The sequence below is a fragment of the Vibrio sp. B1FLJ16 genome, from assembly GCF_905175385.1.
Taxonomy (GTDB): domain Bacteria; phylum Pseudomonadota; class Gammaproteobacteria; order Enterobacterales; family Vibrionaceae; genus Vibrio.
This window is the reverse complement of record NZ_HG992749.1, coordinates 1,571,251-1,593,072: the sequence shown is the minus strand read 5'-3', so window position 1 is coordinate 1,593,072 and position 21,822 is coordinate 1,571,251. Positions and strand designations below refer to the sequence as shown.

The 21,822-nt window shown below is 43.8% G+C and carries 20 protein-coding genes and 1 pseudogene; 9 read left to right on the top strand and 12 right to left on the bottom strand.

The genetic code is table 11. The annotated features are described in order from the left end of the window. Window positions 1-9 precede the first annotated feature (9 nt). The 5 genes from KHN79_RS07185 (at window position 10) to KHN79_RS07165 (ending at window position 6,560) form a co-directional block, all read left to right on the top strand. On the top strand, window positions 10-2,865 hold the full coding sequence (locus KHN79_RS07185; RefSeq protein WP_182007796.1) for a formate dehydrogenase subunit alpha: 2,856 nt from the start codon (window positions 10-12) through the stop codon (window positions 2,863-2,865). A gap of 11 nt (window positions 2,866-2,876) precedes the next feature. Further along, on the top strand, window positions 2,877-3,485 hold the full coding sequence (gene fdh3B / locus KHN79_RS07180; protein WP_182007797.1) for a formate dehydrogenase FDH3 subunit beta: 609 nt from the start codon (window positions 2,877-2,879) through the stop codon (window positions 3,483-3,485). A 14-nt stretch (window positions 3,486-3,499) separates the two neighbouring features. Further along, window positions 3,500-4,555 carry a formate dehydrogenase subunit gamma gene (locus KHN79_RS07175; protein WP_182007798.1) on the top strand — a complete coding sequence of 352 codons (1,056 nt, stop codon included), beginning with the start codon at window positions 3,500-3,502 and terminating at the stop codon, window positions 4,553-4,555. Then, complete coding sequence (locus KHN79_RS07170) at window positions 4,539-4,955, top strand: hypothetical protein (RefSeq protein WP_182007799.1); 417 nt, start codon at window positions 4,539-4,541, stop codon at window positions 4,953-4,955. The genes KHN79_RS07175 and KHN79_RS07170 overlap by 17 nt, the downstream gene beginning before the upstream one ends. 384 nt (window positions 4,956-5,339) lie before the next feature. Next, the gene (locus KHN79_RS07165; protein ID WP_182007800.1) at window positions 5,340-6,560 is read left to right on the top strand and encodes an ammonium transporter; all 1,221 of its coding nucleotides are present in this window, start codon (window positions 5,340-5,342) and stop codon (window positions 6,558-6,560) included. A 33-nt stretch (window positions 6,561-6,593) separates the two neighbouring features. On the opposite strand, the gene KHN79_RS07160 is transcribed toward KHN79_RS07165, so the two are convergent. After that, on the bottom strand, window positions 6,594-6,773 hold the full coding sequence (locus KHN79_RS07160; RefSeq protein ID WP_182007801.1) for a hypothetical protein: 180 nt from the start codon (window positions 6,771-6,773) through the stop codon (window positions 6,594-6,596). A 120-nt stretch (window positions 6,774-6,893) separates the two neighbouring features. Here KHN79_RS07160 and cobB point away from each other — a divergent pair, with 120 nt between their 5' ends. Next, window positions 6,894-7,625 (top strand): Sir2 family NAD+-dependent deacetylase, encoded by a 732-nt coding sequence (gene cobB / locus KHN79_RS07155; RefSeq protein WP_182007802.1) that lies wholly within the window; start codon window positions 6,894-6,896, stop codon window positions 7,623-7,625. Between the two features lie 71 nt (window positions 7,626-7,696). Here the strand turns inward: cobB and KHN79_RS07150 are convergent, their stop codons facing one another. The 5 genes from KHN79_RS07150 to potA all read right to left on the bottom strand — a co-directional run bounded on the left by KHN79_RS07150 (window position 7,697) and on the right by potA (window position 12,832). Further along, window positions 7,697-8,734, bottom strand: coding sequence for an extracellular solute-binding protein (locus tag KHN79_RS07150; protein ID WP_182007803.1), 1,038 nt, complete (start codon window positions 8,732-8,734; stop codon window positions 7,697-7,699). Between the two features lie 235 nt (window positions 8,735-8,969). Next, a complete protein-coding gene (locus tag KHN79_RS07145) occupies window positions 8,970-10,001 on the bottom strand; it encodes an extracellular solute-binding protein (RefSeq protein ID WP_182007804.1) in 1,032 nt (343 codons plus the stop codon). 104 nt (window positions 10,002-10,105) lie between these two features. Further along, window positions 10,106-10,876 (bottom strand): spermidine/putrescine ABC transporter permease PotC, encoded by a 771-nt coding sequence (potC, locus tag KHN79_RS07140; protein ID WP_182007805.1) that lies wholly within the window; start codon window positions 10,874-10,876, stop codon window positions 10,106-10,108. After that, on the bottom strand, window positions 10,876-11,736 hold the full coding sequence (potB, locus tag KHN79_RS07135) for a spermidine/putrescine ABC transporter permease PotB (protein ID WP_182007806.1): 861 nt from the start codon (window positions 11,734-11,736) through the stop codon (window positions 10,876-10,878). The genes potC and potB overlap by 1 nt, the downstream gene beginning before the upstream one ends. Beyond that, a complete protein-coding gene (gene potA, locus KHN79_RS07130; protein WP_244812540.1) occupies window positions 11,717-12,832 on the bottom strand; it encodes a spermidine/putrescine ABC transporter ATP-binding protein PotA in 1,116 nt (371 codons plus the stop codon). The genes potB and potA overlap by 20 nt, the downstream gene beginning before the upstream one ends. A gap of 564 nt (window positions 12,833-13,396) precedes the next feature. Between potA and KHN79_RS07125 the strand changes: the two genes are divergently transcribed. From KHN79_RS07125 to ttcA, 3 genes are all read left to right on the top strand, one after another. Further along, window positions 13,397-14,200, top strand: coding sequence for a hypothetical protein (locus tag KHN79_RS07125; protein ID WP_182007808.1), 804 nt, complete (start codon window positions 13,397-13,399; stop codon window positions 14,198-14,200). Window positions 14,201-14,266: 66 nt separating this feature from the next. Further along, a complete protein-coding gene (locus KHN79_RS07120) occupies window positions 14,267-14,926 on the top strand; it encodes a DUF2987 domain-containing protein (RefSeq protein ID WP_182008286.1) in 660 nt (219 codons plus the stop codon). Between the two features lie 192 nt (window positions 14,927-15,118). Continuing rightward, entirely contained in the window at window positions 15,119-16,012 is an 894-nt protein-coding gene (gene ttcA / locus KHN79_RS07115) for a tRNA 2-thiocytidine(32) synthetase TtcA (RefSeq protein WP_182007809.1), read from the top strand. A gap of 99 nt (window positions 16,013-16,111) precedes the next feature. Here ttcA and uspE read toward each other — a convergent pair. The 6 genes and pseudogenes from uspE to KHN79_RS07085 form a co-directional block, all read right to left on the bottom strand. Further along, window positions 16,112-17,060 (bottom strand): annotated as a pseudogene (gene uspE, locus KHN79_RS07110) (universal stress protein UspE). 181 nt (window positions 17,061-17,241) lie between these two features. After that, window positions 17,242-17,988, bottom strand: coding sequence for an FNR family transcription factor (locus KHN79_RS07105; protein ID WP_182007811.1), 747 nt, complete (start codon window positions 17,986-17,988; stop codon window positions 17,242-17,244). A gap of 90 nt (window positions 17,989-18,078) precedes the next feature. Next, window positions 18,079-18,756 carry a sulfite exporter TauE/SafE family protein gene (locus KHN79_RS07100; protein WP_182007812.1) on the bottom strand — a complete coding sequence of 226 codons (678 nt, stop codon included), beginning with the start codon at window positions 18,754-18,756 and terminating at the stop codon, window positions 18,079-18,081. Window positions 18,757-18,767: 11 nt separating this feature from the next. Further along, on the bottom strand, window positions 18,768-18,932 hold the full coding sequence (gene ccoS / locus KHN79_RS07095; protein WP_182007813.1) for a cbb3-type cytochrome oxidase assembly protein CcoS: 165 nt from the start codon (window positions 18,930-18,932) through the stop codon (window positions 18,768-18,770). A gap of 15 nt (window positions 18,933-18,947) precedes the next feature. After that, window positions 18,948-21,311, bottom strand: coding sequence for a heavy metal translocating P-type ATPase metal-binding domain-containing protein (locus KHN79_RS07090; protein WP_182007814.1), 2,364 nt, complete (start codon window positions 21,309-21,311; stop codon window positions 18,948-18,950). A 4-nt stretch (window positions 21,312-21,315) separates the two neighbouring features. Next, a complete protein-coding gene (locus KHN79_RS07085; RefSeq protein WP_182007815.1) occupies window positions 21,316-21,792 on the bottom strand; it encodes a FixH family protein in 477 nt (158 codons plus the stop codon). Window positions 21,793-21,822: the final 30 nt, after the last annotated feature.

The window sequence follows — 21,822 nt, the reverse complement described above, 5'->3', positions numbered from 1 at the left end:
AGATAAAGGATGAAACTTGTCAAACGCTCCGACAGTGTGAGCAAAGAAACTAATCAGCTTGGTGTATCACGCCGTGCGTTCATGAAAAACACATCAATCGCCGCTGGTGGCGCAGTGGTCGGTGCGAGTCTGTTTGCACCGGGCATGATGAAAAAAGCACAAGCTAAAGCGGTAGACCCTGATGCAAAAACCGAAGTGAAGCGTACGATCTGCTCTCACTGCTCGGTGGGCTGCGGTATTTATGCTGAAGTACAAAACGGTGTCTGGACAGGCCAGGAGCCTGCTTTCGACCACCCGTTTAACGCTGGTGGACACTGTGCTAAAGGTGCGGCACTGCGTGAACACGGCCACGGTGAACGTCGCCTGAAATACCCGATGAAACTGGAAAACGGTAAGTGGAAAAAGCTGTCTTGGGACGAAGCGATTGAAGAAATCGGTAATAAGGTGCTCGATATTCGTAAAGAGTCAGGTCCTGATTCGGTTTATTTCTTAGGTAGTGCGAAGCACAGTAATGAGCAGGCGTACTTGTTCCGTAAAATGGCGTCACTTTGGGGCACGAATAACGTTGACCACCAGGCGCGTATTTGTCACTCAACAACCGTAGCCGGTGTAGCAAACACATGGGGTTACGGTGCAATGACGAACTCTTTCAATGACATGCATAATTCAAAATCGATGCTGTTTATTGGTTCTAACCCTGCCGAAGCTCACCCTGTAGCGATGCAGCACATTCTTATCGCTAAAGAGAAAAGCAATTGTAAGATCGTTGTTGCTGATCCTCGTCGTACGCGCACAGCAGCAAAAGCCGATCACTATGTATCTCTACGCCCAGGTTCTGACGTTGCATTCATCTGGGGCGTGTTATGGCACATTTTTGAAAATGAGTGGGAAGACAAAGAGTTTATTCGTCAGCGTGTATTTGGTATGGACGAAATCCGTGCTGAAGTCGCGAAGTGGACACCGTCTGAAGTTGAACGCGTTAGTGGTGTCAGTGAAGAAGACGTTTACCAAACAGCTAAACTGCTATCTGAAAACCGTCCGGGTTGTGTTATCTGGTGTATGGGTGGTACTCAGCACACCACTGGTAACAACAATACCCGTGCATACTGTGTTCTGGAACTTGCACTGGGCAACATCGGTAAATCCGGTGGCGGTGCGAACATTTTCCGTGGCCATGATAACGTGCAGGGTGCAACTGACCTTGGTGTTCTTGCTGATACGCTACCAGGCTATTACGGATTGGCAGAAGGTTCTTGGCGTCACTGGGCAAAAGTTTGGGACATCGACTACGAGTGGATCAAAGCACGTTTTGATGACACCGAGTATGGTGGTCAGAAACCAATGAACAGTGCCGGTATTCCAGTATCTCGTTGGATTGATGGTGTTTTAGAAAACAAAGACAACATTCGTCAGCGTGAAAACATCCGCGCTATGTTCTATTGGGGACACGCCGTAAACTCTCAAACCCGTGGTGTTGAGATGAAAAAGGCGATGGAAAAACTGGATATGATGGTCATCGTCGATCCTTATCCGACCGTTGCCGCGGTAATGAACGATCGTACTGATGGCGTATACCTGTTGCCGGCGACGACTCAGTTTGAAACTTACGGTAGTGTTACTGCTTCAAACCGTTCTCTGCAATGGCGTGATCAGGTTATTGAACCATTATTTGAGTCGAAACCTGACCATGAAATCATGTACCTGCTATCGAAAAAACTTGGTTTCGATGACGTACTGTTCAAAAACATCAGTGTAGAAAATAACCAACCTTTGATTGAAGATCTTACCCGTGAGTTCAACAAAGGCATGTGGACTATCGGTTACACAGGTCAAAGCCCAGAGCGTCTTAAAGCGCATCAGCAAAACTGGCATACATTCCACAAAACCACGCTTGAGGCGGAAGGTGGTCCAATCAATGGCGAGACCTACGGTCTACCTTGGCCGTGTTGGGGCACTCCAGAAATGGCTCACCCTGGCACTCACATTCTGTACGATACCTCTAAGACGGTTGCTGAAGGTGGCGGTACTTTCCGTACGCGCTTTGGTGTGGAGTTTGAGGGTAAGAGCCTTCTGGCTGAAGACAGCTACTCGAAAGGAAGCGACATCAAAGATGGCTATCCAGAGTTTACTGATAAGCTAATCAAGCAGCTTGGATGGTGGGATGACCTGACTGCGGAAGAGAAAGTTGCCGCTGAGGGTAAAAACTGGAAAACCGACTTATCCGGCGGTATTCAGCGCGTAGCAATTGCACACGGCTGTATGCCATTTGGTAACGCGAAAGCGCGAGCGATTGTCTGGACTTTCCCAGACCGTGTACCGCTTCATCGTGAGCCTCTATACACACCAAGACGTGACCTTGTCACTGATTATCCAACATGGGACGACAAAGACGCGATTTTCCGTGTTCCGACGCTGTACAAGTCAATTCAGGATCAGGATAAATCCGGTGAGTACCCGATAGTTCTTACTTCCGGACGCTTAGTTGAGTACGAAGGTGGTGGTGACGAAACACGTTCAAACCCTTGGCTTGCAGAACTTCAACAAGAGATGTTTGTAGAAGTGAACCCTAAAGACGCAAATGACCTTGGCTTCAAAGACGGTGATGATGTTTGGGTTGAAGGTGCAGAGAAGGGACGTATTAAGGTTAAAGCGATGGTAACACGTCGTGTTAAACCAGGGTTGGCCTTCATTCCGTTCCACTTTGGTGGTGAATTTGAAGGTAAAGATCTTCGCCCTAAATACCCTGAAGGCACACAGCCTTATGTTAGTGGTGAATCTGCAAACACAGCAACCACGTACGGTTACGATCCGGTTACCTTAATGCAGGAAACCAAAGTAACTCTATGTAACATTCGTAAAGCGTAAGGAGTCTGAAAATGGCACGAATGAAATTTCTATGTGACACCAAACGCTGTATCGAGTGTAACGGCTGTGTTACTGCATGTAAGAACGAAAACGATGATGCTCTTGAGTGGGGTATTCAGCGCCGCCGCGTTGTCACCCTTAATGATGGTGAAGCGGGTGAGAACTCAATTTCTGTCGCTTGTATGCACTGTACTGACGCGCCTTGTATGGCAGTTTGTCCGGCAGATTGCTTTGAGCATACAGAAGATGGCATTGTACTTCACAACAAAGATCTTTGTATCGGTTGTGGGTATTGTCTGTTTGCCTGTCCATTTGGTGCACCTCAGTTCCCTAAACAGGAAGCGTTTGGCGAGCGTGGCAAAATGGATAAATGTACCTTCTGTGCCGGTGGGCCGGAGACTGAGTCAGGTTCAGAAGAGGAGCGTTTAAAATACGGTGCAAACCGCATTTCTGAAGGCAAACTACCTATGTGTGCAGAACTATGTTCAACAAAAGCTCTGTTAGCAGGTGACGCAAACAAGGTGTCCGATATTTTCCGTCAGCGTGTGGTAGAGCGTGGCGCTAAGAATGCAGGTTGGACAGACGGAAATGATCTTTCTTACGATGCAACAAAAAGCTAAGTAAGGAGAGGCTCATGTTAAACACACTTAAACGTGCGTCTCTGGTAATGCTGTCAATAATGACAGCATTACTGCTGACTTTCTCTATACCAGCTTCTGCAGAAGATAAAGCTTCTGAAGTGGCACAGCAGGAGATGACGCAACTTGCAGGTGCGGATTTCTGGCGTCAACTCAGGCAAGGGGAGTCGGGGTACACCACATCCCAATCGGCAGAGCATGGTGTGCTAATCAGTAAACCTGGAGAGACTTGGTACATTCTCAAAGAAAAATGGATGTCACCAGCCGGTGCGATTGCTATTTTCGGTAGCATTGCGTTGGTCGTGTTGGCTTATATCTTTGTAGGGCCGCTGATGTTGAGTAAGCCGCGTACGGGCAAAACCATGAAACGTTGGTCTCGTTTGGATCGAGCTCTTCACTGGTCTATGGCGTTTACCTTTTTAACGCTTGCATTCAGCGGATTAATGCTGGTTTACGGTAAGCATTTCCTTAAACCGTATGTACCAACAGAGTTCTGGGGCTTTATCGTGATGTTGGCCAAGCAGTATCACAATTACATGGGGCCGCTGTTCTTTATCTTACTCATTCTGATCTTGCTTAAGTGGTGGCGTAAATCTATCCCGAATATGACCGACGTACGTTGGTTTATGAAAATGGGTGGCATGGTCGGTAAGCACAAAGGTACTCACCCTTCAGCGGGATTCTCCAACGGAGGTGAAAAAGCAGTTTACTGGCTGTTGATTTTCGTCGGTGCAATCACGGCTGCGAGTGGTTTGGTTTTGGATTTCCCTATCTTCGATCAAACTCGCCGTGATATGGAATTGTCCAACCTCATCCATGCAATATCAGCGCTGATTCTTATTTGTGGATTTGTCTTCCACATCTATATTGGTCTGTTCGGTATGGAAGGTGCGCTAGAGGGTATGGTCACAGGTGAAGTTGATGAGACCTGGGCTAAAGAGCATCACGATCTTTGGTACGAAGAGGTGAAATCTCAGCAGGCAATGGGAGAGGAGCATAAAGCACAGGTAGAAGATGGCAAAGGAGCGAAAGCGAATGAACAAACATCATAACGGGATTTGGGTTGCATATATCCTGAGCTGTTTCACCCCGTTTACGTTTTTGATCTCTGGGATTGTCGCAATCATCTATGCTGGATATCGTTTGGATAAAGGAGAGGATAGTGAGGTTGTTAACTCACATTACTATGGGTTAATCCGTACTTTCTTCTTGTATCTGACGTTCTTTGTTGTCTTGATCGTAACGGTAGCAACCTCTAACGGAGTGTTAGTCGGCGTTAGTGACTATTGGGTAAAAAGCACACTACTAGATAACATTGCTCATATCATTCCTTATATCGGAATGTTCTTTGCAGCTGTTGCGATAATTGTCTGGTTAATGCGTATGTTCCAGGGGATGCACCAGTTACGCAACAATAAACCGCATCGCCCTTCAGTTACCCCAAACCTCTAGCAAGAGAAGTTCTACTAAATAAAACCGCCTTTTCTGGCGGTTTTTTTCGTTTAGAGGAGTTACCAATCCCATATGCACTTAGGTGGTGCGTTTGTCGTCGCTGTATATGCCTGAGCTACATTTAATTAACAAAAGCAGTGCGTTTTAATATGGTGCAATGCGTCCCAGTTTGGTGCGAAAGTCTGGTTATATACATACTGTCTATATAAGCACATTTGGTTTAATTGAATAAAATCAATTAGTTAAATTTAAAGTGTGTAATTGACATTCTTTGGAACAATATTTGCTCTCCTAGACGTTTTACAAATTCGATTCACCAATATGGTGATGGTTATTTCTTATTGCACAGGATAAGTGCGCTACACGTTTACGGAGACAATCATAATGAGTGTAACTGCCGATCAAGTACACGGCGCTGTACAAACTCTCACACAAAGTTCCGATACTCTATTTTTACTATTAGGTGCCATCATGGTGTTTTTGATGCACTCTGGTTTCGCGTTTCTGGAAGTGGGAACGGTACGCCAAAAAAACCAGGTTAACGCGCTGGTTAAAATATTGGCTGATTTTGGTGTTTCTGCCATTGCTTACTTTTTTATCGGTTATTGGGTCGCTTACGGCGGTACTTTCTTTGCGGATGCAGAGACTCTGTCTCAAGGTAATGGCTACGAATTAGTTAAGTTCTTTTTCTTGCTGACCTTTGCTGCAGCTATTCCTGCAATTGTTTCTGGCGGCATTGCCGAGCGCGCTCGTTTTTATCCGATTCTTATCGCGACATTTTTTACCGTTGGTGTCGTTTATCCGCTATTTGAGGGCATTATCTGGAATGGTAATTATGGCGTTCAAGACTGGTTCGCAGAGAGTTTTGGTTTTGGTTTCCATGATTTTGCCGGCTCTGTGGTTGTACATGGTGTCGGTGGTTGGATTGCACTCGTGGCTGTTATTTTCTTAGGGATGCGCAAAGGTCGTGTTCGTGCAGGTAAGCACACTAACTTTGCGCCATCAAACATCCCGTTCTTAGCATTGGGTGCATGGATTCTATGTGTTGGCTGGTTTGGCTTTAACGTCATGTCTGCGCAAGCAATATCCGGTATTAGCGGCCTTGTTGCTATGAACTCTCTGATGGCGATGGTAGGTGGCATTATTGCATCACTTATCGCGGGTAAAAATGACCCTGGTTTTATTCATAATGGTCCTTTAGCGGGCTTAGTAGCGGTGTGTGCAGGCTCTGACCTTATGCATCCTATCGGTGCACTGATTACTGGTGCAATTGCAGGTGTACTGTTTGTCTATTTGTTTACTTACCTGCAAAACAAGACCAAGATCGATGATGTGCTAGGTGTATGGCCTCTGCACGGTATTTGCGGTGCATGGGGTGGTATTGCAGCTGGCATCTTCGGACAAAGTGCATTGGGTGGCATGGGTGGAGTAAGCCTTGTTGTGCAGATTATGGGTACTCTGCTAGGTATCTCCATTGCTGTTTTGGGGGCGTTAGCTGTGTATGGTGCAATTAACGCAGCTACAGGTATCAGACTATCAGAAGAAGACGAGTTCAATGGAGCGGATTTAGCTATACATAAAATATCCTCGACTAACGAAGACTAGCGCAACTTAAAAGAGCGGCTTCAAGCCGCTCTTTTAGCAATTCCCTTTCTTAGCCTGACCCGGAGGGCAAAAGTTACCATTTCCTTTACTATGTCGGTCATCATCATTGGTACTGACTTTCACTCGAACGTCGTCAAATTCACCTTCTACGTGAGTTAGCTGACAACCTGCCAAAGTGCTCAGCAAGATAAGAGATAAAGATACACCCCTCATTGTTTTCCCTCTCAAAAACTAATTCTAATAACGGCAACTACTACCATGGTCTAATCCATAGTACTACTGCATATAGGGTTTCAGTGTTAAGCTAGTGAAAAAGAACGACAAGGATCAGTTATGAATTTCCCATACAGAAACATCGTAGTACTAACTGGGGCGGGTATCTCAGCGGAGTCCGGCATTCAAACATTTCGCGCTCAAGATGGACTTTGGGAGAACCACCGTATTGAAGATGTGGCGACTCCAGAAGGGTTTGATCGCAATCCGGATCTTGTTCAGGAATTTTATAATCAGCGTCGTAGAAAGCTCCAAGACGAGTCAATTCAGCCGAATGCTGCACATATAGCATTAGGTCGCCTCGAAGCCGAAATAGACGGCAAAGTGACGGTGATTACGCAGAACATCGACAACCTACATGAAAGAGGTGGTAGTCACAATGTTATACACATGCATGGTGAACTGCTAAAAGCTCGGTGCAGTGAATCACATCAGGTGATTGAACATAGTGATGACATTAAAACCGGTGAGCTTTGCCATTGCTGCCAAATTCCGTCTCAGATGCGTCCTCATATTGTTTGGTTCGGTGAAATGCCTCTGCGTATGGGAGATATTTATGAAGCCCTGGAAGAGGCTGATTTATTTATTTCCATCGGCACTTCTGGTGTCGTTTATCCAGCGGCCGGATTTGTGCATGATGCAAAAATGCATGGCGCGCATACCATTGAAATTAACCTTGAGCCAAGTGCAATAGAAAGTGAATTTGAAGAAAAACGCTACGGTAAGGCAAGTGTAGAAGTACCAAAACTGGTAGAAGAAATATTGAAACTAGAAGGTAAGGCGAGAGCTTAGGGCTTTCACAGTTTGTCTCTTCAAAAATAATAAAAGCGGCGATTGGCCGCTTTTACTTTATATCGAAACGATTAGTTGTTTACTTTCAGCTTCTGGAAGTACTCATCGTACAGAACGCTAGCTTCACCAACTTCATCTTGCCAAGTTCCACTGTCCATAACTTCTTGTGGAGGGAAGATGCTTTGGTCGTTCACAAATTCTTTCGGAAGTAGATCAAATGCCGTCTTGACCGGAGTCGGATAACCAATCTCCATTGCAATCTTAGCTGCATTTTCTGGGCGAAGCAGGAAGTCGATCATCTTATGTGCCGCTTCGATGTTCTTCGCACCTGAAGGGATTGCCAGGCTATCCATCCAGAAAATAGTCCCTTTCTCAGGCCAAATGATATCGATGTTTGCACCTTCTTCACGAGCCATGTATGCAGAGCCGTTCCAAAGCATGCCAAGTGAAACTTCACCTGCCAGGTATGGGTTTGCAGGGAAGTCAGAGTTAAATACCAACACATTTGGCATTAGCTTTTTCAACTCTTCGTAAGCTGCTTTAATTTCATCTGGGTTGGTTGTATTCGGTGAGTAGCCAAGCTTAGTTAACGCGATATGGAATACTTCACGAGAGTCATCCATAAGCATTAGCTGACCTTCCCATTTACTATCCCAGAAATCGTCCCATTTAGTGACAGACGATTTGTCCAGCATATCAGAATTAATACCAATACCCGTCGCCCCCCAGATGTATGGGATAGAGTAGTTGTTGCTCGGATCAAATGGTTTATTTAAGAAGTTAGGATCGATATCTGCAAAATGGGGCAACTTCTCTTTGTCGATCTGCTGAAGCATGTTTTCTTTACGCATTTTAGATACGAAGTAGGTAGACGGTACTACCAGGTCGTAACCAGAACCCTGCGTTTTTAATTTTGCGTACATGCTTTCATTAGACTCGTACGTTGAGTAAATAACTTTGATTCCAGTTTCTTTTGTAAAGTCTTCAAGAACTTCGTTTGGAATGTATTCAGACCAATTGTAGAAATACAGTTCTTGATCAGCCGCTATTGCTGGAGTAGCGAACAGAGTCGCTGCACATAGAGCGCTTGCGTAGAATTTACTTTTCATTAGATTTCCGTTTTGTTTAGCGATTGGACAAATCAATACTAGTGGTAATTATTGAGGTGAGCCAAATTGCATTAAGTACAATTCTGTCTATTTAGTTAGATGATACTCATTACATCGAAATGTTACGAGCCGGGCCAAATAAACGTAGCAAGGTATAATTATATCAGTCAATTATAAAAATAGGCAGCGATTGCTGCCTATTTTAACTTAGGGTAATTGTCTTAGACAAATTGGATTACTGACCTGCTTTAAGCTTAAGGAAGTAACCTTCGTACTTCACTGTTAGGTCACCAACTGCGTCTTGCCATTCAACGCGGTCAAGATCTTCTTGAGACGGGAACAGTGGCTCTACGTCTTTGAACTTGTCGTTAGATGCTTTCACCGCTGTCAGGTAACCAGTATCACGAGAGATTTGCTCTGCAATTTCTGGGCGTAGCAAGAAATCAATCATCTTATGCGCCGCGTCTACGTTTTTCGCGCCAGAAGAGATAGCGAAGTTATCTACCCAACCGATACCACCTTCTTTAGGAAATACCAGCTTAAGGTTAAGACCTTCGTTTTGTGCAGCTGCAGCACTACCGTTCCAAAGCATACCTACACCAACTTCACCAGACATGTATGGAGCGCCCGGGTTGTCAGAGTTAAATACCAACACGTTAGGCATTAGCTTTTGTAGCTCTGCATACGCTTCGTCAATTTGTTTTGGATCCGTTGAGTTACCAGAGTAACCAAGTTTACGCAATGCAATGTGGAACACTTCACGTGTGTCGTCCATTAGCATAACCTGACCTTCAAGCTCAGGTTTCCACAGGTCAGCCCAGCTTTGGAAGTCGTTTGGATCGTACATGTCTGTGTTCACAGCCAGACCAGTAATCGCAACAACGTGTGGGATAGAGTAGTCGTTATTTGGATCGAATGGCTTGTCCAGATAGTTCTGGTCAAGGTTATCGAAGTTTTTCAGCTTCGACTTGTCGATCTTCTGTAGCATACCTTCATCGCGCATTTTCGCTACGAAGTAAGTTGAAGGCACTACTAAGTCGTAACCTTGGTTATGAGTTTTTAGCTTTGCATACAAAGTTTCATTTGACTCGTATGTTGAGTAGATCACTTTGATACCAGTTTCTTTGGTAAATTGCTCAAGGATATTACTGTTGATGTAAGGACCCCAGTTCATAAATACCAATTCGTTATCGTCCGCTGCCGCTGAACCCGAGAACAGAGAAAGCGCACATGCACTACCAGCTAATAAAGTAGCCCATTTTTTCATTGACGTTAGCTCCAAACCAAACGTTGTCCAATTCATTTGGACGGTAGATAGAAAAACAGAATGGCATGTAACCATTCTGTCTCGTGATTGAACGGATACGATGTTTATTTTACTTTTTCTCTTGCAAGCAACTGAGAAATCACTACAAGAACCAAAGAAACGATCAGCATAACCGTTGCCAGAGCATTCACTTCCGGTGAAATGCCCACTTTCACCATTGAATAAATCTTCAACGGTAGAATTTCGTATGTTGGGCCTGTCACGAACGAGCTGATAATCACATCGTCCAGTGATAGGGTAAAGCTTAATAACCAGCCTGCAGCAACTGCAGGTTTCGCTAATGGCAGGATGATCTTTTTCAAGATAACCCATTCACTTGCGCCCAGGTCTTTTGCTGCTTCCAGCATTTTCACATCAAAGCCATTTAAACGGCTGTACACTGTAACCACTACAAATGGTAAACAGAATGTGATGTGTGCAATTAACAACGTCAGGAAACCTAGCTGTGCACCCAACACTAAGAATAGTGCCAACAACGAAATCGCCATCACAATGTCTGGTGACATCATTACAACAAACAGCATGCCATTAACTAAACCTTTTCCTTTAAAGGAGTAACGGAATAGGGCTACTGCCGTCAAACTACCAATAATAGTAGCAGCTGTGGCAGAAAACACTGCAACGTTGATTGAGTGCCACGCAGCCTGCATAAGGCTGTCGTTGTTAACTAAGGTTTCGTACCATTTAGTGGTAAAGCCACCCCATTTCATGCCGAACTTATTGGCATTAAAAGAGTTTACGATAAGCACGATGATTGGCAGGTACAAAAATGCGTATACCAGAGCCATAAAGCTAAATCTAACTGTGCGTCCCATTAGTCTAGCTCCACTTTCTTATTCAATAACTTACCCGCTCTGTAGTAAGCGTACAGCATGATTGCCATGGCGATGGTGAGAGCAATACTGGTTGCTGCCCCAAATGGCCAGTCACGCGCATTCAATACTTGACTCTTAATGACGTTACCAATCAGCAGGTTCTTTGCTCCGCCCAGAAGGTCAGAGATGTAGAACATACCGAGTGCCGGCAGAAGAACCAGTAAGCAACCACCGATGATGCCAGGCATTGTCAAAGGCAGAATAACTTTAGTCATGGTTTGCAACTTGTTCGCGCCAAGATCTTTTGCAGCCTCGATGTAGGTGTTGTCTAGCTTTTCGATAGCCGAGTAAAGCGGCAGAATCATAAATGGCAACAGAATGTAAACGAGGCCAATCATAACTGCTGTTTCGGTATACATCAGGCGTAATGGCTTATCTATTATTTCCATCGCCATCAGTGATTTGTTCAAAATGCCTTGAGTACCAAGAACAATTTTCAATCCGTAAGTGCGAATCAAAGAGTTTGTCCAGAAAGGGACAATCACCAAAAACAGCATGAAAGGACGCCATTTCTCAGGCATTTTCGCAATAATATACGCAAACGGATAACCAATCACTAAACACAGTAATGTCGCAATGATCGCCATATAGAAAGAGTGCATCAGCACTTTTGCGTACAATGGATCGAACAAGCGAACATAGTTATCCAGCGTGAATGTTAACTCAATTAAATTAGCTTCATCACGCGTTAAGAAACTGGTACCGATAATCATAAGGTTCGGTACCAACACAAACAGTGTTAACCAACCGACAATTAGCGTAATGATTGCGTTCTGAAGATTAATCTTCTTGCTGATCATTGAGTACTACCTCCCAGCTCTCAACCCAAGTGATAGCGACTTTCTGGCCGAGTGAGTGGTCCACATCCGGATCATCTTCGTTAAAGAATTCGCTTACCATTACACGCATGCCTGAATCGAGTTCGATTACAGAGTCGAGTGTCATACCTTTATAGGTACGCTCTACCACATGACCAACAATGCCTTTTTCTTCAGACTCTTTGATTTCTTCGATACGTAAATCTTCAGGGCGCAGTAGTACTTGTAGCTTATCGCCAGCTTGCGCTTCTTCATCGTAGTAGACCACTGAATCAACACCGTCAATTTCAGCGCGGATACGTTTTTCATCAATACGTTCCAGCATAGTGGCATTGAAGACGTTGATCTCGCCGATAAAGCGAGCGACAAACAGGTTTTTAGGCTCTTCGTAAATTTCACGCGGAGAACCGTCCTGCTCGATAACGCCATCGCGCATCACGATAATTCGATCCGACATTGACAGTGCTTCTTCCTGATCATGCGTAACGAATATAAAGGTGATTCCAAGTTGACGCTGCAACTGTTTAAGTTCGATCTGCATCTGTTTACGTAATTTGTAATCCAGAGCGGATAGGGACTCGTCCAGCAGGAGAACTTTTGGTTTATTTACAACTGCGCGAGCGATTGCAATACGTTGCTGCTGGCCACCAGAAAGCTGATGAGGCTTGCGTTGCGCCATATCGTCCAAGCGAACCATACGTAATGCTTCCATCACGCGCGGCTCTACTTCAGCAGAAGGCGTTTTCTGCATACGAAGACCGAAAGCAACGTTGTCGAAAACAGTCATATGAGGGAATAACGCATAGCTTTGAAATACGGTATTGACGTGTCTTTGCTCAGCAGGAACCTGAGTTACATCTTGGTTATCCAGTAAAATCTGACCATTATCTACCGTTTCAAAGCCGGCGATCATGCGTAAAACTGTCGTCTTACCACAACCAGATGGGCCGAGGATCGTCAGAAACTCGCCATGATTTACATCCAGATTTAATTTGCTGATGATTTCTTTACCATCAAAACTTTTACTGATGCCAGATAAACGAATAACTGGCTGTCCTGCTTGCTGTTTAGCGTTCAACGTCTGTATTTCTCCCACATTCTAATTTGGGTTTACGCCAATTTAGGTGACTCTTTCCCATGCGCAGTAAATAGCTGTTCAATATAGCTTGCTAAAACACTCGATAATGCTGCCAAGGTTTTTGATAGTAAGATAACTACTCATCGAAAAATATTTCTTGTTCTTGAGCATTTTTCCCCACCATTTTGGAGCACATATTTACTGTGACTTGGTATTAATCATTCACATTTTAGGCGCGCATCATAATCAGCAAAAGTGTGAAATCAAAGCATTTTTTTACCCTAAGACAGAAATAATTTTGCGGGTAAAAGTACTCGTTCGTTACCATACTGTTTTTACGAGATTAATTGGAATTTAAACAGAGTTTTGTAACGTTCTGAGCCCTGTAATAATTACTTTCAATTTCATGGCCTTGTGATTGGCTAATTATCAACCAAATGATGAATATTGCAAGGTAGAAGCAACGGTTATGATTTTAGACTTGTGAAGTTTTCTTTATAATGTCTGGCACATTAATTAGCTGGTACTCCAGTGAAAATTTCGCAAGTTAATCTTGGATAATATATGAACAACGATTTTGAAAATGACTTCAACCTTGGAGGAAGTGTAGAGCGAGCTTTGTCTGGCGACTACAAGCTAAAAGCCAGCGCTGTTTTTAGTGAGGCCTGGCATACGACCATTAAACACTTTTTGTCTTTTTCTCCAGCCATTATCGTTTTGCTTTTGGTTCAGGTAGGCATTTTTTACATTGCGCTACAACTTCAGTTGGGTGACCCAAGCGTAATTTTAGATGCGATACAAAATCCGGATAGTTTCTCAAATGACATCGTATCTGCTGTTTATGTTGCGAACTTTAGCTATGAAGTGATCAGTGCTCCGATTTACGCCGGGATCAGCATGATGGCAATGAGCCATATTGCAGGTTTAAAGACCAAACTTCGACATGTAGGTAAGGGACTGCAGTTTACGGTTCCGGTCATTCTAGCAACGCTAATGAGTCTAATGCTTCAGGGTATTGTTGGGATGCTTTTCGCTCCACTATCGTTATATCTTTCTTTAGCATTCAGTCACTCTATCTTGCTGATTTGTGAAAAACGAGTGCCACCTATGCAATCGCTGTTGTTATCACTGCGAGCAGTAAACAAAAAAATCTTTGTGGTAGCGACGCTTTATCTTGGTGTAATGCTTATGTTTATTGTCGCAGCAATGTTCTACGGAATTGGTCTCATTTTTGTTCTGCCATTCTTCTTTCATATGAAAGGGATTCTTTACCGCGAAATGTTCGGCATCAAGCTAAAAGTGGTAACGACACAAAAAAATGACAATGATAACGGTCACGATGGTCAGTCTCAGACATTTGATGCGTAAATCAGCGTGCTGATGACATATGGTCACAGATTTACCATAACGAAAGAAACTAAAATAATGGTTCGAATGAAGAAGTTAAGCCTAAGCATACTTGGTAGTGCTGCTCTGATGTTGGCAGCTCCCATCACACACGCTCAAGAATATATGTTCACATATTCGAAGCTATACACTCAGCTCAAAAACAACACGAAAGAAGGTCACGATGATGTAAAAGTTGGCGTATTTTTCGTTAATGCAGACACTAAGCAGCTTTGTGATATTGAAAAAGCTTGGATGGAAAAAGAAGAGCACTATGAAGAGTTCGTAATTCCAGCATCGAAAGAGTTGCCACTACCAGTCGATAAAAACCTTAAGTCGGCGAACCCTTTGGTGTTTGTTCAAACGCCTATGGACACCCGTTGTGATTACTCTTTAGTTGTTCTGACTAAGGAGCCGTTACAGGGTAATGTGCCTTACGAACAACTTGCCCCGTTAATGCCTCAAATGCAGAGCATGCTTGAAGATTTAGGTGGTATGTTTGCCAGTTGGTTTACCCCTGAAGTTCAGGGTATAACGATGGAATTTGCCAACGGGCTTAATAGTCACATCACTTTCTCTAACGGAACACAAAAAGAGATTGTTAATGGTAAAGTACAAGTAGCGTTGAGTGAGATTGGTGAGGGCGGTTATATGAGTCTTCCTGAAGTCACGACAAGAGTTCTGCCTTACTTGCCAAATGCTAAATAAGTTATAAGAACATCACACCAGAGCCGCATTAGCGGCTCTTTCTCGTTCAGTAGAAACAAATCTGAAGATTTATACAGACTCAATCAATACAAACATTTAATCCTGTGTAAAAAGACCGTATAATCCACGCCCCAAAGAAAACCACGTTAGGAAGTCCTACTGTCGATTTTATCGGCGATGTGAGAGCCCGCAATGAACCAGAAAGATACAAGAAAAGAAACCCTAGAATTCAACAAGCTTCAGAAACGTTTAAGAAGACATGTTGGAAATGCCATTACTGAATACAACATGATCGAAGACGGTGATGTTGTTATGGCATGTATTAGTGGTGGTAAAGATTCGTTCGCGATGCTTGATATCCTGTTGAATCTTCAAAAGGCTGCACCAATTAAATTCGAAGTGGTGGCAGTAAACTTAGATCAGAAGCAACCTGGCTTCCCTGAACATATTCTTCCAGAGTATTTTGAGACGCTGAATATTCCTTACTATATCGTTGATAAAGATACTTATTCGGTTGTTAAAGAGAAAGTGCCAGAAGGTAAAACTACATGTGGCCTATGCTCACGTCTACGCCGTGGTACGCTCTATTCTTTCGCTGAGAAGATTGGTGCGACCAAACTGGCACTAGGTCATCATATGGATGACATCGTAGAAACCATGTTCCTCAACATGTTCCACGGTTCTCGTCTTAAAGCTATGCCACCGAAATTACGTTCTGATGATGGCCGTAACGTTGTTATCCGCCCGCTGACTTACTGCCGCGAAAAAGATCTGATCAAATATGCAGAGCACAAGGACTTCCCAATAATTCCTTGTAACTTATGTGGTTCACAAGAAAACCTTCAGCGCCAAGCCATCAAAGCAATGCTGATCGAGTGGGATAAGAAGACACCTGGTCGTGTTGAAGCTATCTTCAAATCGATTCAGAACGTTAGCCCAAGTCAATTAGCTGACAGAGAGCTGTTTGACTTTGTAAACCTTCCGCTTGATCGAGAAGGCAACCGTGAAGAGTACGAGTTTAGTGAAGCGGTTGTGTCTTCAACAAACATAGATGAGTCTATGTTTATTGATGTGACTAACATCTAATTGAAAACACAATGAAAAAGGAAGGCTACAATGCCTTCCTTTTTGTTATCTGAATATTCCCTCTCGATGAGTGATTATATTCGATTCGAAAAGTCTGAGTTAAGTTGCCGTGTTAGGATCAAGCGGGCTAATGTAGCCTTTTGGTTTCAATGCTAGAACGTCGCAGTTAATCTTATCTATGACATGCTCCGCAGTGTTACCAATAAAGACGGCAGACAAACCTGTACGTCCAGTGGTTCCCAAAATGACCATTGCCGCATTGAGACGTTCTGCAGCGGCTGGGATAACATCTTCTGGTAAGCCTTGCTCTACGATGGTTTGCTCTTCATCCATGCCGTGCTTTTGACGCAGTGCTTTCATCGCAGTTAAGTGATGCCCACGGACTGCATCTGTGTATGTTGTCGGATCAAATTCAGGTAACTCAATCGTGATATTGGCAGGAGTGACCGGATAAGCATTTACCAGGTACGGTTTGGCATCAAGACGATTAGAGATTTCTTGTAAGCGTTCAACCATGGAGTCATTCAGATCGATGTGGGTCGGGTTTTCTGAGCCGATATGAACAGAAGCCATAATATTTGCTTGCTCTGGCCAATCCGCATTCTTGATTAGAAGTACAGGAATAGGGCATTTACGAAGCAGGTGCCAGTCTGTGGGCGTAAAAATGACGGACTCTAGTACATCATGTTTACGTGTACCTTTAATCAAAAGGTCATGCCCCCCGGAAAACACTTCAGCAATAATCGCTTCGTAAGGACGATTATGCCAAACCACACATACATCAAAATCAAAACTGTCGTTTAAGTATGGTTGAGCGATTTTTTGCATCCATTGTTCGCGTTGGTGAATAACGCCTCGTCGCATCGCATCTCTTTCATCAATCGACAGCATTGATGTCATGTCATACGAGAAATCATAGATGGATAGAAAAAAAAGTGATTCGGCTTCTGGATACACTTTTTTGAGCTAACTGAACTGCTCTTGCGAGTGCCGGTTGTTCATCACTATTGATGTTTGCAACAACTAGAATCTTACTGTATATACTCATAACTAAGCCCACCTATCTTGCAAGACCAACTACTGAATATAAAGCAAATCAGTATATTGGAGTACTCACCGTACAATTTTAATGTAGCTCAGTTTGAAGAAGTTTTTGAGGACTTTCGAAGGGATTTTGTGAGAAATATGATGTGGCTCAGTATAAAGCCACATCTATATAAAAGGAGAGGTTACTCTTTCGTTACGCCAGCCAGTTCCATCAGCGCATCGTGATCTAAGATAGTGATATATTTACCTTTTACACTTAGTATCTCAGACTTTTGGAAACGCCCCAGAAGGCGGCTGATAGTTTCAACTGTCAAACCTAAGTAGTTACCGATATCACCACGAGTCATGGTTAAACGGAATTCTCTAGGGCTGAAGCCACGTTGAGAAAAGCGCGTAGACAGGTTGTAAAGGAATGCAGCTAAGCGCTCTTCAGCGTTCTTCTTAGAAAGAAGCAGGATCATCTCCTGATCGCCTTTGATTTCATTACTCATCAAACGCATGATTTGCTGACGAAGTTTAGGCATTTTCCCAGACAGGTCGTCTAAGATTTCGTAAGGAATCTCACACACCATCGAAGTTTCAAGTGCTTGAGCGAAACTAGGGTGGCAATCACCAGTGATAGCATCAAAGCCTACAAGGTCACCGGCTAAGTGAAATGCTGTGATTTGCTCGTCGCCTTGCTCAGTGATTGTATAGCTCTTAATGGTGCCAGAACGGATAGCATAAAGAGACTTAAGCTCGTCACCTGCTTTAAAAAGCTCTTGGCCTTTTTGGATAGGCTTTTTACGCTCAATGATTTGGTCAAGCTGGTCAAGTTCCGACTCATTCAGAGTGAATGGAATACACAACTGACTGATACTACAGTCTTGGCAGTGAATCGCACAACCACCTGATTGGACACGCTTTGTTGCAGGTTTTTCAGAAATCATAACAACCTTTCACTATTTGATATACATCAAGATTTTAGCATTGCTTAATCCTAAAGGATAGCAAAAATATCATCGCCATAGAGTTTGTAGTTATATAAAACCAAGCAGTTGCATGGCTCCGACAGCAGTATACCCGCCGTAGCCAATTAAAATTAATGCCGAGATATTTCTAAATATTAATGACTTTTGTAATTTTTGGAAGTAGTTCGCACCATAGCTAACTGCAAGCATAGATGGAAGCGTTCCGGCTCCAAAGGCGAGCATTATCATTCCGCCGGTCTCAGCACTACCGGAGACTGCGGACCAGGTTAATGCAGAGTAAACTAAACCGCATGGTAACCAGCCCCAAATGAAACCAAATGGTAATGCATGCAAAGGGCTTTTTAGAGGTAATAAACGCTTCCCGGAAGGGGAGATGAACTTCCAGATATGTTGACCAAGTTTTTCAATCGCGAGCAGGCCTTGCCACCATTTAGCGATATAAAGAGCAACTAAAATCATGAACATTGCTGCGACCAAGCGTAACCAGGCAAATGATTGAGTTAGTCCACTTAGTTCAGTCAGTCCAGAAATAGCTCCCCCAACGATTGTTCCTATTAACGCATAGCTGGCTAAACGACCTAAATTATAAAATAAAGGGATAAGCGGCGAAGTTCTGTTTTGCTGTGCCCCCATAGAGAGTAGAGAGGCTATACCGCCACACATGCCAATGCAATGACCAGACCCGACCAATCCGATCATTAGCGCACCGATAAAATCAGAATTCATATAGGGATATACTACGATTTTTTGTTATCTGTCTTGTCTTCTTCGTCCAGAAGTATGTTATGTCCCTGACGCTCAAGATCTTCAAACTGATCACTTCTTACAGCCCAGAGAAAAATAGCGACCGCAACACAGACCAGAACAATAGCGATGGGGATTAATATATAAATACTTTCCATGTTAGCTTTCTCTATTTATTTCTCTTTCAGTAAGCGTAAAGAGTTAGACACTACGATGATTGAGCTTGCTGACATACCAACAACGGCAATATACGGGGCAACCAAACCTGCAACCGCCAGTGGCAAAATTAACAGGTTGTAGCCCAAAGACCAAGCCAAGTTTTCACGGATGATTTTTCGGGTACGTAGAGCAAGTTCTCTGGCTTCCAAAAGCTTCTCCAGATTATCACCCAGTAGTGTCATGTCTGCAGAGGCTTTAGCTACGTCTGTCCCTCCGCCCATTGCTACCGAAAGATGGGCACCAGCAAGGGTAGGCGCGTCGTTAATACCATCACCAACCATCATGGTAATGTCATCGCTGTCCAAACTCTTCAGGTATGCAAGTTTGTCTTCTGGTTTGGCCGAAGCAATAACATGGTCAATACCGATCTCATCCGCAACAGGTTGGGCGTTTTGGATTGAATCACCAGTAAGCAACGTTGTCTTTATACCAGCCTGTGCAAAGCGCTGAATGAATGCCTGACTTTCTTTACGGATAGGATCGCGGTAGTAGAACGTAGCAACGTGTTCGCCACCTAAAGACAGATACACAGCATTACTTTCTTCACGGTTTTCGCCGATGACATAGGAGGCACTGCCAATTCTGGCAACTTTGTCACCCCACATACCTTCTATGCCTGAGCCGATGATATTTTTCACATCAGAAACTGAAATCTCATCGTCTGAGTAACCCAAAAATGAACGTGCGATTGGGTGGTTTGCGTGAGCTTCTAAAGCAGCCGCGATTGAGAGACATTTGGCTTCAGAAAGCTGACCAAATACGCTTGTATGACTAATTTCGATATCACCCTTGGTCAGCGTTCCTGTTTTGTCTACGACGAGGTGATTAACTTTACACAAAGTTTCAAAAACATGACCCTTACGCAGTAATATTCCAAAATTACCCATCCGCGAAGTCGCACACGTCAGTGCCGTTGGTGTAGCTAAAGATAGAGCACACGGGCAGGTTGCGACTAGTACAGACAGCATTATCCAGAAAGCATCATCGGGCTTTGTCTGATGCCAATAGAACCAGGTTCCTGCAGAGATAATCAGAATTACACCAACAAAGTAACGCGCGACTACATCTGCAATTTCAGCAATTTTTGGTTTTGAATGCTGGGCTTCATCTTGAAGTCGTACAATGTTTGAAATCATTGAATCTGCTTTGGAACTGAGCACTTCAAGTTCGAATGACTCGTCACCGTTTAAAGTACCAGCGTAAACGGCATCGCCTTCTTTTTTCACTACGTGGACTGACTCGCCGGTTAACATCGATTCATCGATATGTACGCGCCCGGAAATCACCTTACCATCTGCTGGAATATGTTCACCAGGAAGCACGCGGATACGATCGCCAATTTTAAGTGTTTTTACAGGGATTTGCTCGCCGTCTAACGTCGTAGCGATAGCTGGAATCAACTTAAGCAGGTTACCACTTGCAGCTGCCGCTTTACGGCGAGCTCGCATCTCTAAGAAGCGACCTACAAGTAAGAAGAAGGTAAACATCGAAATTGATTCGAAGAAGACTTCACCTTGCTCTGTAATTGTCGCGACCAAACTGGCGACATACGCAAAGACGAGAGCTATGGAGACTGGAACATCCATCCCTAATGTTCGCCCTTTGATACTGCGCCAAGCGTTTAAGTAAAAGGGAAGTGCTGAATAGAGCAGAACCGGTGTTGCGAATATCAAACTAACCCAACGAAAGTAACTCTTGAACTCCGGCTCCAGATCACCGAAAACTTCAAGATACAAGGCAACGGCCAGCATCATGACCTGCATGGTTGCTAAGCCCGCAATACCCAGACGATATAGGTATTGCTTCATCATCCGATGGTAAGACGCTTCTTGCTTGTCTGCTTCGAATGGCGCCGCTTTATAACCCAGTTTATGAATTACAGAGAGCAGTTCACTCAACCTGACTTGTGTTTTATCCCAAGCTAATAATGCGCGGTTAGTAGTCGTGTTTACTCGAATAGAAACCATACCTTTTGTGCCGGAGACTTGCTTTTCTATCAGCCAGGCACACGCAGCACAGGATACGCCTTCTAAAGAAAGCGTCACTTCAGAAACGTTGTCTCGATTACGTACAAACTCCGACTGAACATCTTCGTTATCGTAGTGAATAAGTGCCTGCAATTGTTCCGGAACAAGTTCAGCCTTTTCCGCAGGAGCGGTGCGGTACTGATAATAAGAGACCAAGCCACTATCTACGATAGTCTGCGCCACCGTTTGGCAACCAGGACAACACATTTCACGAACTTCATCGAGTATTTCAACTTTAAAATCCGTGTTGGCTGGTACATCTTCACCGCAGTGATAACAGGATTTGCTCATAGGATTACTTCATTAAAAGTGTGTCAGCGGCCGGGAATTCAACTTTACCCTGGATCATCCAATGCTTGTCGTGAGGTTGTAATTCAACAAACCAAGGACCGATGATTTCGTGGTCTAGTGTGACTCGGTAATTACCAGAAGCGTCTGCTGTCAGTAATTTAGAAAAATCGCGATCAGGAAGCGTGCGATGGGTAAATGTCGCTGTTAAAGCAGGATAATGAGGTAATTCACCTTTGTTAAAGTGAATTACAACCGTATTACTTTCAGAAGAAACATTAGCGTTAAGACTCAGGTCGCGAGCGACATTCATTTTACTGATGTCGATGTTAATACCTTTACCTTTTTTATAGTAATCCTCAGCAACTAAAGAAACAGAGTTGTTCGAGAAAATGACCACTGTAATGACCGTCCAACAGATAACAGTAAGTGGCAAGATGATCAGGAACCACGGCCAAAATTGTTTATACCAAGGCTTTACCATAAAAATGTTCTCAACAGCTAAATGAAAAAA